The sequence below is a fragment of the Phocaeicola faecalis genome (assembly GCF_021730445.1).
Lineage (GTDB): Bacteria > Bacteroidota > Bacteroidia > Bacteroidales > Bacteroidaceae > Phocaeicola > Phocaeicola faecalis.
Genome location: NZ_JADNRM010000002.1, coordinates 147,556 through 161,844 on the forward strand (window position 1 = coordinate 147,556; position 14,289 = coordinate 161,844).

Annotated in this window: 12 protein-coding genes and 1 pseudogene; 5 read left to right on the forward strand and 8 right to left on the reverse strand. The window is 44.8% G+C overall.

Going from position 1 to position 14,289, the window contains the following annotated elements:
* The first annotated feature begins 45 nt into the window (after window positions 1–45).
* From IR173_RS04805 to IR173_RS04815, 3 genes and pseudogenes are all read left to right on the forward strand, one after another.
* Entirely contained in the window at window positions 46–3,072 is a 3,027-nt protein-coding gene (locus tag IR173_RS04805; protein WP_237038556.1) for an efflux RND transporter permease subunit, read from the forward strand.
* Window positions 3,073–3,104: 32 nt separating this feature from the next.
* The gene (locus IR173_RS04810; RefSeq protein WP_237038557.1) at window positions 3,105–4,394 is read left to right on the forward strand and encodes a TolC family protein; all 1,290 of its coding nucleotides are present in this window, start codon (window positions 3,105–3,107) and stop codon (window positions 4,392–4,394) included.
* A 188-nt stretch (window positions 4,395–4,582) separates the two neighbouring features.
* Window positions 4,583–4,861 (forward strand): annotated as a pseudogene (locus IR173_RS04815) (transposase); the annotation flags it as partial.
* 297 nt (window positions 4,862–5,158) lie between these two features.
* Here the strand turns inward: IR173_RS04815 and IR173_RS04820 are convergent.
* The 8 genes from IR173_RS04820 to IR173_RS04855 form a co-directional block, all read right to left on the reverse strand.
* Window positions 5,159–5,302, reverse strand: a complete 144-nt coding sequence (locus tag IR173_RS04820; RefSeq protein WP_237038558.1) for a hypothetical protein — start codon at window positions 5,300–5,302, stop codon at window positions 5,159–5,161.
* Between the two features lie 37 nt (window positions 5,303–5,339).
* Window positions 5,340–5,777, reverse strand: a complete 438-nt coding sequence (locus IR173_RS04825; RefSeq protein ID WP_317207925.1) for a BF3164 family lipoprotein — start codon at window positions 5,775–5,777, stop codon at window positions 5,340–5,342.
* Window positions 5,778–6,226: 449 nt separating this feature from the next.
* A complete protein-coding gene (locus tag IR173_RS04830) occupies window positions 6,227–6,457 on the reverse strand; it encodes an NVEALA domain-containing protein (RefSeq protein ID WP_317207926.1) in 231 nt (76 codons plus the stop codon).
* Between the two features lie 141 nt (window positions 6,458–6,598).
* Window positions 6,599–8,491 carry a DUF503 domain-containing protein gene (locus tag IR173_RS04835; protein ID WP_237038561.1) on the reverse strand — a complete coding sequence of 631 codons (1,893 nt, stop codon included), beginning with the start codon at window positions 8,489–8,491 and terminating at the stop codon, window positions 6,599–6,601.
* Window positions 8,488–9,735, reverse strand: a complete 1,248-nt coding sequence (locus IR173_RS04840) for a type II toxin-antitoxin system YafQ family toxin (protein ID WP_237038562.1) — start codon at window positions 9,733–9,735, stop codon at window positions 8,488–8,490. Before IR173_RS04840 ends, IR173_RS04835 begins: the two co-directional genes overlap by 4 nt.
* A gap of 171 nt (window positions 9,736–9,906) precedes the next feature.
* On the reverse strand, window positions 9,907–10,140 hold the full coding sequence (locus IR173_RS04845) for a hypothetical protein (protein ID WP_317207923.1): 234 nt from the start codon (window positions 10,138–10,140) through the stop codon (window positions 9,907–9,909).
* Between the two features lie 145 nt (window positions 10,141–10,285).
* Entirely contained in the window at window positions 10,286–11,386 is a 1,101-nt protein-coding gene (locus tag IR173_RS04850) for a BF3164 family lipoprotein (protein ID WP_237038563.1), read from the reverse strand.
* Window positions 11,387–11,493: 107 nt separating this feature from the next.
* The gene (locus tag IR173_RS04855; RefSeq protein WP_237038564.1) at window positions 11,494–11,817 is read right to left on the reverse strand and encodes an NVEALA domain-containing protein; all 324 of its coding nucleotides are present in this window, start codon (window positions 11,815–11,817) and stop codon (window positions 11,494–11,496) included.
* A 578-nt stretch (window positions 11,818–12,395) separates the two neighbouring features.
* On the opposite strand from IR173_RS04855, the gene IR173_RS04860 reads away from it, so the two are divergent.
* Both IR173_RS04860 and IR173_RS04865 read left to right on the forward strand, forming a co-directional pair.
* On the forward strand, window positions 12,396–13,424 hold the full coding sequence (locus IR173_RS04860) for a sensor histidine kinase (protein ID WP_237038565.1): 1,029 nt from the start codon (window positions 12,396–12,398) through the stop codon (window positions 13,422–13,424).
* Window positions 13,417–14,190 carry a LytR/AlgR family response regulator transcription factor gene (locus tag IR173_RS04865; RefSeq protein ID WP_237038566.1) on the forward strand — a complete coding sequence of 258 codons (774 nt, stop codon included), beginning with the start codon at window positions 13,417–13,419 and terminating at the stop codon, window positions 14,188–14,190. The genes IR173_RS04860 and IR173_RS04865 overlap by 8 nt, the downstream gene beginning before the upstream one ends.
* Window positions 14,191–14,289: the final 99 nt, after the last annotated feature.

Here is a 14,289-nt window from a genome sequence, read left to right on the forward strand (position 1 = left end):
CCCTACGGTCAACAAAAACGTAATAAGACAAAGAAAAAAACAAATATGAAATTAGTAAAATACTTTCTACAAAAAAAGTCAGTCACCCTCTTGTTATTGGTCCTGATACTGGCCGGCGGTCTGTTCTCCTACATCAAAATGGGAAAACTGGAAGACGCCCCCTTTACCATCAAACAGGCACTCGTACTGACTCCTTACCCCGGAGCATCGCCCTCCGAAGTACAATCTCAGGTAACCGATATTCTGGAAGAATCCATCCAGTCTCTTGGTGAGCTCTATTATCTGAAAACAGAGAACCGGGCCGGACTCTCCAAAATCACCGTATATGTGAAAAAGGAAACCCGTGCAGACGAAATGCAACAACTCTGGGACAAACTACGCCGCAAAGTGAACGATGTACAAGGCAAACTTCCCACCGGAGCAGGTCCATCGGTCGTCAATGATGACTTTGGGGATGTATTGGGTGTTTTTTATGGCCTCACCGGAAACGGTCATACCTATAGGGAACTGGAAGACGAGGCTAAAATCATCAAGAATGAGCTCCTGAAAGTAAAGGATGTAGCCAAAGTGGAAATCTACGGAGTACAGACACCCACTATCGACGTATCTGTCAGCCCGTCCGTCATGACACAAAGTGGAATCACCACCTCTGATATAGCCCGAGCATTCGAAGCACAGAACAAAGTAGTGGATGCGGGAGGAATTGATGCCGGGCAAAACCGGCTGCGCATCGAGTCTACCGGAAATTTCTATTCATTGGATGATATCAGAGACCTGACTATCGTTTCACGCTCAGGCGAACATTTCCGCCTCGCCGATATAGCACGGATAGAAGAAAGTTATCAGACACCTGCCAGCAACCTGATGCGCATTGACGGCAATCCGGCCATAGGCATTGCCATCTCTACCGTCCCTACCGGAAACGTAGTGGATATGGCGGAAGCCGTGAAAAACCGGATTGACGAATTATCGCAATCCATGCCCCAAGGATATGAACTGACCTCCATCTATGACCAAGGATATGAATCAGACGTTGCCAATCAAGGCTTTATCTTGAACCTCATCATTTCCGTTCTAACCGTTATAGCCATTCTATTATTTTTCATCGGATTCAAGAATGGTACTTTGATTGGTAGCGGACTGATTTTTTCCATCTTCGCCACACTCATTGTCATGATGGCTTGCGGCATCGCACTTCAACGAATGTCATTAGCCGCCATCATTATCGCCATGGGAATGTTGGTAGACAATGCTATCGTGGTTTCAGACTCAGCCTTAATCAACATGGAGCGCGGAATGCGGAAGCGTGTAGCTATCATGCGTGCCTGCTCTGCTACCGCTTTGCCCTTGTTGGCGGCAACAGTCATCGCTATTCTTACCTTCCTCCCTATCTATTATTCACCACATATCACAGGTGAATTGCTATCTTCATTGGTTGTGGTCATTGGAGTATCACTGATGTTCAGCTGGGTGTTCGCACTGACGCAGACCCCTTTCTTTATACAGGAGTTTGTCCGTCGTCCGCGTCCCGAGGAACTGAAATCGGCTTTATTCGACGGGAAATACTATAATCGTTTCCGGAATGCCCTGCACTGGGTACTCCGCCATCGGTCGGTCACTATCGGTTCACTGGTAGTTATGCTGATACTCTCTGCCTGGAGTTTCAAATTTATCCCCAAAGTGTTTGTACCTGCGCTAGACAAACAATACTTTACCGTAGATATGTGGTTGCCCGAAGGAACGAACATCAACGAAACAGACCGTATGGCAAGTAACTTGGCGGACTATATTCGCGGACACGAAGAAACGGAAATGGTTTCTACCTACATAGGCCGCACTCCGCCTCGTTACTATCTGTCTAATGTAGCTTTCGGTCCTCAGTCCAACTATGCACAGATATTGGTGAAGTGCAAGACCCCGAAAGAGTCCAGGCAACTGCACGCGTTGCTGCAAGACTCCATCCGTCAGAAGTATCCCGAGCCACTGATAAAAGTGAACAAGTTCGAACTTAGCCCTTTGACGGAAGCCGTCATCGAGGCCCGTTTCCTAGGACCGGACCCTGCCGTACTGGATTCACTGGCAGGAAAAGCCATAGAAATCATGCGGCGCAATCCCAAAGTAGCGGATGCCCGTAACGAATGGGGAAATATGGCCCTGATGATTCGCCCCGTCTACGACCCGGTAAAAGCCGGTGCGCTAGGCATTACCAAAGCGCAAATGATGCAATCTGTCAAGTCTATCAGTGACGGGACTCCCATAGGAATTTATCGGGATAACGAAAAGAAAGTACCCGTATTACTGAAATCGGAAGGAGTCCATATTACGGACGCCCAGTCTTTAGGTGATTTCTCTGTTTGGAACGGAGAACATTCAGCACCTCTGTCGCAAGTGACGGAAAAGATTGAAACCACTTGGGAGTTTCCACAGATACGTACCTATAACCGCCAGTTGTCCATGGCCGCCATGTGCGGAGTAAAACCGGGACACACCATGGCCGAAGTACATGGAGAAATACGGAAAGAAATAGAAGCCATAGAATTGCCAGAAGGGTATACCTTCTTTTGGGACGCCCAATACAAAGACCAAGGTGAAGCAATGCAGGCCATTGCCAAATTCTTTCCTTTGGCTTTCTTGATGCTGGTCGTGATTTTGGTAGCCTTATTCGGCAATTTCCGTCAACCGGTCATTATCCTATGTGTGCTTCCGCTCTCCCTTATCGGGGTAGCTGTAGGTATGCTGCTCACCGGGTTTGATTTCGGATTCTTCCCCATCGCCGGATGGTTGGGGCTGCTGGGTATGATTATCAAGAATGTCATCGTACTGTTGGATGAAATAAATATACAGCGCAGGAACGGTGTCACTCCTTATACAGCCGTCATAGAGGCCACCGTATCCAGAACACGTCCTGTACTGATGGCAGCTACCACTACGATTCTGGGAATGGTTCCTCTGTTATTCGATATAGCGTTTGGAGGAATGGCAGCCACTATCATCTTCGGGCTGACATTCGCTACGTTATTGACATTATTTGTAACACCGGCACTGTATGCCATATTTTATAAGATTAAGTAATCGTACTATCACCCTCAAAATAGATATAGCTCATGAAAAAAATTAATATACTGTTTATCTTTATTTTTAGTGTTCCGTCCGCTACTTTCGCCCAACAAAGTGATTTATTGGAAAAGTACAGGTCAATGGCTGTAGAATACAACCATGACCTGAAGGCGGCGGATAAACATATCTCGGCCAGTATCGAACTGGAGAAAGCTGCCCAGAAGGACTTGCGTCCCAAACTATCGGGTGACGCCAACTTTCAATATACCAGCAATCCCATCCAGCTCACTCTGAACCTGCCCAGTATGCAGAATCCGTTGACCTTCGAAGGCAAGGATATGAAATACGGCGCCTCTTTCAGCCTATTGCAACCGGTCTATACAGGCGGCCGTCTACTGGAAACCATCCGAATGGCAAAGCATCAACATAGTCTGGCAGCACATCAGGCGGAATATTTCCGTTCCGCCGTGTGCTACCAAACCGATATGCAATACTGGAACACCGTAGCCCGTGCCGAACTTCTGCAGGTAGCCACCGACTATCGGAACTCCATCGCCTCACTCACTCAAACCATCCGTGAACGGGTGGAGGTAGGCTTGGTGGACCCACAAGACCTGCTCATGGCAGAGGTAAAGCTAAACGAAGCCGAATACCAATTGCTTCAGGCAAAAAGCAATCTTGAAACCGGAAGAATGGCGTTCAACTCGCTGATTGGGCTGGAACTAAATGAACCGACGGAAGTGGAAGACACTATTCCTTCCATCGTCATGAATGAACAGTTATGGAGTTTGAACGGCTCCAACCGGCCGGAATTAAAAATGGCATACGACCAAATCAACATAGCCGAAAGTTCAAAGAAACTGACAGACTCCAAATATAAGCCGCAACTTTATGTCGGCATAGAGGGAAGTTACTCCTCACCCGGATATAACTTCAAATCCGACCTTGACCCCAATTATGCTGTTTATGCCAAACTGTCGGTTCCTATTTTCGAATGGGGAAAACGGCGCAATGAGAAACGGGCGTCTTCTTTCCAAGTCGGTGCGGCTACCGATAACCTTCATCAAGTAAGTGACCATGTGAACCTTGAGGTCCAGACCGCCCGCGTTTCGTTATCCCAAGCAATGGAACAAGTACAACTGACCGGAAACTCACTGGACAAAGCCCGCGAAAACGAACGCATGGCATTGGAAAGATATGCGGAAGGAAAAGTGTCAGTAGTGGAGGTGATAGAGGCACAGAACTACCGGCAGGCCTCACAAACCAATTATGTGCAAGCCAAAGTATCCGCACAAGGATATTATTCCGCACTGCTGAAAGCATTGAATAAATACTAGAAAGTGATTATTATTCTACTCTTTGGCGGAATTAAATTGATAAAAGATTTATGTATAAAGAGTCGTGCATATTGTTGATATTTAGTAAATTAAAGGTGACCAAACTTTTAATAGACAAATATCGTATGCACAACTTATATACAATATTCGCAAAATCCTGAACATATGCAAGCAAGTAGCCGGCAATTATAAGTGACCAAGTACAATTGGATCTGTTTGAAACAGCCAATATCAAATTAGAGGTACTATACAGGTGTAACCAGAAAAAATGGAAGCCGACATTTCCGGCTTTTGCCAAAGCGAGAAAAAGAATCGAAACCATATCCTCGCAATTGTGTGACCAGTTTATGATTATGAGGAATTATGCAAAAAATACAGACGGATTGTTTGCCCGGATTGTCGGGAAGATTAGCGCACTTACAATCCTGCAATATATTAACTATAAAAATGAGAGACCCATTGGCTGAGTTAAATATGCACTAATTTAATTCCACAAACTGGTTTATTATATATATATCAAACAGTTCCATGATATCAAGCTTCCTAAAGTATGTATTGTCCATCTACTTCCAATAGCTAGCATAAAAATGACCGTAACAGCCAACAAAGTCGCCAATTTCCTTGATTGACTATCTTTCCGCATCAGGAAGAAAACATTTGTGACTCTTAACAACGCAAGCATCCACCGTGGAAAACTGTATACCGAACTCAGACCCATATGGGAGAAGCGGGAACTTTTTCTCTTCTTCCTGTCTACGCATAGTCTACATTTGAATATTGCCGAAACTTTGTGGAGAAAGCCAAAGGGCAAATGGCTTGCAGATTATCTTTCCACTGATTTCCTGCTCTATGCTACTAACAGGGCGTTGGCGGCTGTCGGTTCTGAATTCTGTACCAATTTTATCCATACGGTTTGGTATAAATTAATTTTTACAACTTACTTATCTACTTTAATGCATAACAAAATACAATATCTTTTTCTTTAGCCCCTTGATAAAGGGCATAAATTTGTTTTTCCCCACAAACTATATCAGAATAATGAAAAATTATTTCACTGTCTTTGTCTTTCCGATACAAATCATATTGATTATTTGAATCTCCTATTATAGTCTTTAATCGAATATTATGAGTAGATAACTCGTAAATTTCTAAACAATTGATATATCGATAAGCAGCAACTAAAGAATTTGTTGAAGCCGCAATTTTGCATTCATAAGGTCCTGAATATTCTTCCTCTTTTGGTTTTAGAGGAAAGTCTATATAATCCACAACTTTTTCTGCTTTTAAATTTAATAGTTTTACGGCTATTTCTTTAGGTACAAAACTTATACCAATGAACAAACTATCATTATACTGAATCAAACGAATATATGCTTTAGGTATTCCTCTTTGTTTATTCTATAAGGGGAAATGAAAAGTTTTATTCAGCGATAATGAATCAGATCTGAAATGATAAATCTCTAATTTATTCAGACTATTTGAATAAATTTCCACCTTGTATGGATCTTTCATTTCACACAATGATGGAACAATAAATTCTTTAGGAGCATTACCTATATATCCATCTTGTATACAGGAACTTTGCGAAAGATTGTAAATAGTTAAAAATGGACTTACTCTACTATTTAAAACATATAGTTTATTGTCATTTAGATACCATCATTCAGGATAAAACAGAAATGGTAATTCTATAGAAACAATATGGATTAGTATATTTTTCAAATCCATCTTTGTTTTCTTTACACAATAATATTTTTCTGTAGTTTGCTGGCAACTACAAAAAAACATCGCACATAATAATACATGCAATGCTTTTAAAACTGTATATTTATTTACCACCTTTTGCAATCTTCTTTCCCTTTGCCTATTTTTTCTTGATAGCAGCAATCGTATATGCGTTCATCCCCTTCAAGTATTCTACGATACCCATTTGCATTATCACATTTATTCGTTTCATCCATTGCTAACGCTGCCACATTAGCCAAAGCAAGTTCTGACAATTCGGTTTCCTGCTGTGATGTGTACACGCCATATCCTTCTGTTAAGGCAACAACCAGTGCCAGTGCTTTTTCATTACTTGTTTCATAATATTATTATTTAATGGTTCTGCTTGCAAATGCAAAAAAATAAAGTAACAAACAAAGCAAAAATGTGTTTTTCATCTTTGACCTTCAGGAATTTATCCGGAACGGCATGCATCCGATTCAATGAAAGGACTGCTCACCGCGCCCGTCCAGTACGAACTGCTGTTCCTCCCGTCCCTTCGTCAGGTCACGGAGCCAGAATACCGCATTTCCGGGCACGCTGTCGTAGACCAGGCTGTCTGCAGTAGCAGTCTTCCTGCCCAGCGACTTCCATCCGCCGATGCCGTCCTGGTAGAACAACTCGTAGGTGTCTCCCGGCTCAATGTAATTTCCGTCATTGTGCGGTATGTAGAGCATGTCTGAGAGGCGGTGGCTGCCGCCGAGGTCGAACACCAGCGTCTGGGGGCCTGCCACCCTTGCTTGGTAGGTGGTCAGCACGTCACCGTCGGTCATGCACGCCGCCCCGTGACCGTAGGCCGGGGCGGGCGGGTCGATCAGCCGGAAGGGAAGCTTCCGCCCAGTGCCGTATTCGTGGAAGGCGATCTCCGCCACGGACACGTTGAAGCGGGAGGGGACGGCATCCCAGCGGACATAGCGCACGGGCCTGTCCGAGGCGGACACCATGACATGCCGATTCGTCTTCAACGTATGGGGGAGCGTGAACAGGGTGTCCGAAAAGCGGAAGTCCCTCCTGAAGCTGCCAATCACCCTGTTGCCGGCCATGCGGAGCCCACGCTCCTTGAGATGGTGGTGGAAGGCATATTTCCTACGCAGCAGCGCACGAGTGGGGTTCCGCCAGTCGGGGACATGGAGGACCGTCCTCCCCAGGCTGTCCACATGGAAGGGATACCCGGCAAAACGCAGGTTTCCAGAGGGGTGCCGGTACATCGGAAAGAAGCGGATGCCCGGCTCCAGGTCGTGGAATGCCACCCAGTCCCGGCGCACCTCGCCCTGTCCTACGGGCACGAACCTTCCGCAGCTGAAGACACACAGTAGAATGTGGCCGGCACGGATGTCGCTACCGGTCCTTACCCATGCCACGTTGCTTCCGAAATATTCGGAGGTGACATCGTATGTCTGGCCGCCGAACCCGGAACGAAACACCTTGCCTTTGGGCCTTTCGTCATCCATCCCCCTTCCTACCATCGACTCCGCCAACCAGAACGGCACCAGGATTCCCGTAGTGTCGCGGACGGCATTCCACCAGTGCATGCCCGAGGTGTGCGGGGAAACGGTGTAGTGGTCGGTGACGGAAGGGATGCCCAGGGCCCTGAGCAGGTAGAGGGTGAAGTCGCATGACTCGCGACAGCTGCCCAACCGGTATCGGAGGAGGTAGCCGGCCCCCAGATGCGGCAGCGAGGGGAAGAGCTCGTTCCACCGGAACCCGTCACTGTTGAAGACCGTCTCAACGGCCTGCACCTTACGGACCACGTCGCTGCCGGAGTAGACGGAATCCACCCGGGCGGCGAAACGCCTGTAATAGGCCTCCCGCCACTCCTCCAGAGGTTCATCCCCCAGGCGGTAAGGGAGCACATGACGGAGGAACTCCTCCAGCGGGTAGTGCTCCGACCAGGGCCGGCTGTCCCATACGGCGAAGGCATGGTCGATGTGGCGGATAAGAAAATCCGCCGTGATTACCTGCGCATCGTAGACCCTGGTGCGCGGGAGGGAGGGTGCAGAGCTGCGGACCTTCCTGACGGAATCCGCCCATACCTCCCTTTCAGGTAGGGCGGAGAGCTGCTTCAGGCGCTTGAGCGTGTCGATATCTCCCCCTATCCAGCTGTAGCAGTCCGCCATCCGCTCCAGGAGGAACAGGGCAGCCCGGCGCTTGCGGCTGTCTTCAGCGTAGTGGCGGAGCACCTTCTCGAGTTCGGCCCGGTTCTTCCCGGCCCGTTCCCATGTCCGCTCCAACCCGTCATTTCGGGTGCAGGCCGCCAAGCAGGTCAGGACGGCCCCGAGCAGCAGGACAGCTGCCCAGCATGCCGTCCGTTTCATTTCCGTGGTCTTTCTCATGGTTCTTTCATCGCTTGTGGGTTTTCTGCTTCATGGTCAGCCCCTTCAGGGGTGATGCTGTGTCTCTCCAGAATGTCCGTCACCTCACGGCACATCTCGCGAATGGCGGAAGACTGCACCTTGGGCACGGAGAAGAGAACCTTGATGGCAGCCCATCCGAGCCTGTCGGGACGGTTGTATTCCGGAAGGGCATACAACTTCACCAGCAGGTAGTGGAGATAGATACGCTCCTGCAGTCTGCGGATTGAACGCAGTAGATACTTCTCCGCTTTCCCATACTCGCCCATTTCCTGTGCATTGCGCCCCAAAACATTCAATATCATCGGGTCTCCGTTCACCTTCAGGACTTCAAACAGAACTTCTTCCGCCTTGCCGTAACTTCCGGTTCTGTACAATGCCCTTCCGTACTCAAAACAGAAATCCTTATGCCAGGACATTCCATCATAAAGCCCGCCGTATTCTTCAGCTGCCGCCTTAAATGTACCGGAATGATACAAGACCCTGACAGGCATCCATTCGCGCACGGCCTGCAGGCGTCCGAAATGCTTGCCGTATGCGGTGGCGGCCGTCCATGTCACTGCCGCTGCAGCCACCACCAAGAGCACTCCGGAGACCGTTTTCCGCTCCATTTCCGCCAGCCATTCCACCAGGAGCGCCGCCGCCACCACCAGTGCCCATGCGGAAACGGAAGCCGGGATGCGGAGCAGATAGGAGAAGCAGGCAAACACGGCCAGCGACACCAAGCATCCGCCCCTGGCCGCCACAGACAGCAAAACGACCAGCAGGACCACGAAGAGGTAGCTCTTGCGGAACCGGTAGAAGAAAATGGCGCTGTCATTCAGGCAAACCGTGGAGTCACGCAGGCTCAGCCTGCATCCCATCTCGCACTCTATCGGCTTGCGGTAGAGCGCGAGAACGGCACGGTCCATCTTCACCGTATCGCCCTCGCCAGGGATGAACAGACATGCACATCCAAACAGCAGGTTCAATATTATGTCCAACCACCAATTCATTCTGCAGACAGGTTTACCGTTGTCATGGTAATGAAAATCATATTTAATTCTATTTCCAAAACGAAACTTAATCCAAGAAGCCCATGGATTTACCTTTTTCCTGTTATTTCCGAACAACTCGGAATGGTTTCCAATCCTGACCAGGTTTATGATGTCTCCGTCAATCCAGACCAGCAACAGGTCATTCTCCACATGGTACTCCATACAGCCCTTGTAGTCTCCGGAAAGCATGTGTAGCTTAACTTCCTGAGGAATCGTTTCGCCTCTGACAAACAGTCAGCAATGTACCTGAATGCCTTGACATTTTTAGAAAAGAACTTAATCCGCTTGAAGTCCTTATTGAATTGGATTGTTGGGTGCAGTTTCTTCTTCATCACTTCATCAGGTCCTCCATCAGGTCATCTACACTGTCATATATTTGCCCTTCTCCTTGCTCCGGACTTCTGCTATTGCCACCCTTGTTTCCTCCTTCGGTTCTGTATACATGACCCGCATGAGCAGCGTCTCCACGAAGTTGTTCAGGCTCCGGTACTCACGTTTGGCGGCCAGTTTCAAAGCGTCCAGAAGATTTGCTGTCGAGTCTGAATGCGGTCTGTTTCTTGATTGCTGTTTCCATTGTGCTATATTTTTTATCACAAATAAATAACATCCTTTCGAAAAAGGAATACCCTATGCATGTTTTAACATGTGTTACCAATCCCCCCAGAAGCATCAGTATGGTATTTTAGAATAAAAAGACTTTTTAAATGAGGTTCAATGATTAATATTATCTACTTTCCTATTACTCTTGATATTTATGGCTTTCCGAAATAGATACATCCTTCAAATCATATCTGATAATAGAATCAGAATCTGTTACTGCATATAGGAATCTTTGACTTTCATCTACAGTAAACATTCTTATATTATTCCCAAACGGATAATTATATAATAAATTTCCATCCCAATTATAAATTCTTAAAGAACAGTTTTCATTAGACCTTGGATCATTCTCCTTTAATACACTTAATCCGCCAGCATAAAGCCCCAATATATAATCATCTGTACATTTCCCCATCTTGTAGTATAGACAACGTGAATTAATGTCTCTTACTATACTTGAGTTTATAGATTTGCCATTGGGGATAATCTGTACAACTTTACCTGATTTTAAATCGGCTATGGAAACCATATCGAAAAATCTATAGAATAATGCAACCTTTGAACGGTCTGGATTTAATGACCTGTAAGACTCCTTCAAGAAAGTGTCCATATAAGGAAAATCCTCATATTTCAATTGACGAGTGATAATATCCTTGTCCGTATTATAAAACTCCCAAAAGAAATTGATGTCATTCTTGATTCCGGAACGTACAGGATCTTTTGTCATCATCAGATTTACTGAATCCAAGACATAGACACTATGCGAAGCCAAAAAAAGTTCTTTACCCAAATGGGGTTCAAACTTATATTGTTTATCAAATACTGCCTGACTGGATTCAAGGGAACGTTTTATGTTAAGAATACCAAGGTAATTAGGGTAGGACTGTATGATAAGTTTGGGATTTCCAGACTCGGTATACGACTGTGCTATCAATCCGAAAGCCATAACCTCATTAGGTCCGCTTCCCTTTTTAAGGAAACTTCCCAAATGTTTTAATGACAATGTACTATATGCCTGTATAATATTCTCATTATGATGTTGGGAAACCAACAGAAATGTATCTACAACCTGAATATCTGTTGGATAAAGCAAATCTATAGGTAGCTCCTTCTTTTCAAGTGAAATTGTTGTACATGAATCTGGAATATATTTCTGAACTATATTAGAAGATTTTTCTGTATCTCTCGCACAAGAACTAGTCAAAAAGAATATGAATATAAATAATAATATAGGATTCATCTTTCTTTAAATGATAATGCTGAATAAAATTTTAAAAATAACTTGCGCATCCTGAATCATATCGAATACGCAAGTTGTAAATCCACTTCTTCAACCGTTAAAGTTATTCAATACTCACGTATACATTGCAAACACTCATTAACTAAAGACATACCAGCAGGTTTATGAGATTCTATAGCTCCACATTCTCCGATTCCACCCATTGTTGTTTCAGAACATGTAGCATAATAATCCATCCCATATTCTGTGGAAAAAGCTGTATAGCACTGTTTCTTTGTCCACTCAGCACAATTAGATTCACTTTGTGCCAATGCCTCAATATTAGCCAAAGCAAGTTCTGACAATTCCATTTCTTGTTGTGATGTGTACACACCATAGCCTGCTATGCAGGCGAACGTTGCTGCAAAAGCAACTCGAATAATTTTTTTCATGGTATTTTCTTAATGTGTTATTATATTGGTTTTTACAAACTCTCTACGAAGCAACAAATACCCGATTTGTTGTATTTCAAAAAAAATGATTTACTTTTCATTTAATTACCTCCTTTCTTCAGTTGGTCTGATTTAACATGGAGTGGTATATGAATATTAATGGTTAAAGAACCATCATCCATATTTCCACTGTTTCTTATCCATCACCCGTTCTGACTGTCCCATGGAAATCCAATGTGAAGGATTTTTCTGATACATTGCCATATATGGTTATGGTGCGCAGAAATTATTAACTGCGTAAAGGTAGCTTTATTTTCAATATCTTTGCAATTTATAATAATGTTGTATAACACAAACTCTTTGGCGAAATTAAATTGATAAAAGATTTATGTATAAAGAGTCGTGCATATTGTTGATATTTAGTAAATTAAAGGTAACCAAACTTTTAACTATAAAAATGAGAGCCCNAACCAAACTTTTAACTATAAAAATGAGAGCCCCATTGCCTGAGTTAAATATGCACTAATTTAATTCCGCAAACGAGTTATTATTCTATAAAATATTGTAGCTTTGTTCACATGAAATGGAATGCTATATTATACGGCCTTTTGTTCTCAGGGTTAGGAGTCTTCTCCTATCTCCTGCTAGCCAATTATTCCGAATTATCACCTCAGGTAGCGGATATGCTTTATTCCAAAGGCGCCTTTATCTTTTTCATAGCCGCCTTCAATGTCCTCGGTTACTCCACCTTGCGGCTTAGCTCCTGGTTAAATAACCAGTATGCACTGAATCTCCGCAAACGCTGGAAAATCATCATGATTTATATAGCCGTAACACTGCTGTTCCTTCTACTGAACTATAGTCTGCTGATTGTCGGGAAGCTTTTGGTGGGTTCCTACAACATCTTTATTTTTCCCAATGGCGGTTGGCGCATCCTCATTCTGGTGTGGCTGGTAGAATTAGTAATCGTGGGACTACTTCTATCCAATCGTTCCATTCAGAATACATTAAGATTGCAACAGGAAGCCGCCGAACTGCAAAAGGAAAACAATACAGCCCGCTATGCCGCCCTGCAAAACCAACTTAATCCGCACTTTCTGTTCAATAGTCTCAACACGCTGATTGCCGAGATAGAATACAATCCAAGCAACGCTGTCCGTTTCACCAAACACCTGTCCAGCGTCTACCGCTATGTCCTTCAAAGTCAGGATAAAGCCTTGGTTCCTCTAAGTGAAGAATTGGATTTTATGAAATCCTATCTCTTCCTGCACGAAGTACGGTTAGGAAACTGCATCAACTGTGAATGTTTTATTCCCGATGACTATTCTGATGCCATGCTCCCACCCCTGACTTTGCAACTACTGGTGGAAAATGTCATTAAACATAACTCCATCACCCAAAGCAAACCCATGCAAATCAGCATAGGAATAGAGAATAATTACCTGATAGTAAACAACCCTGTCCAACCTAAAAAGAGCAACGAGTCCTCTTCGGGAGTAGGATTAGAAAATCTTTCCAACCGCTGCAAACTGATGCTCGGCGAGGAAATCATAGTCATCAAAGATAATCATTTATTTACTGTAAAAGTACCTTTAGGATATGAGTAAACTGAACGCAATCATTATAGAAGATGAAGTACCCGCAGCACGTCTGCTACATTCCATGATTACCCGTCTGCGCCCGCAATGGACACTGACCATCATACCGGGTAGTGTGGACGAAGCTGTAACTTGGTTTAAAGAAAATCCACAGCCCGACCTTATCTTCCTCGATATCCAACTGGCAGACGGAAACGCATTCGATTTTCTTTCGGCTGTGCATCCTTCCTCTGTCATTATTTTTACGACTGCTTACGATAAATATGCCATCCGTGCATTTACCGTAAACAGCGTAGATTATATACTGAAGCCTATCGATGAAACACGACTGCTTGATGCCATCATCAAATACGAGACTTTACAAAACAAGGGAATCCCCCAACCCCAAGAATATCTGGATACTTTGCTGGACACCCTGCAACATAAAGAAAGACGTTACCGCACGCGTTTCCTCATTTATGGCACCGACCGTTTCTGGTCACTCCAAGTAACGGACATCGCCTATTTTTATTCTGAAAACAAAGTTACCTTTGCCGTCACCAAGAAAGGACAAGAACACATTATCGACCTATCCCTAAACAAACTGATGGAACAACTGGACCCTGAACAGTTCTTCCGTGCCAACCGCCAAATCATTATCAGCATTGACTCCATAGACCATGCCGAACCTTACTTTAACGGTAAGATAGTAGTCAGCGTCCTTCCTCCTTATAAATCACAAATCACCATCAGTGAAGAAAAACTTTCTTCTTTCAAGTTATGGCTTAATTATTAAAACTTTTGAGGGTAACATTTTACAATATATGTATGGGCTTATGCGTACGTACATGTAGCCCGATGCGTACGTACGTGTAGGCTTATGCGTATATACGTG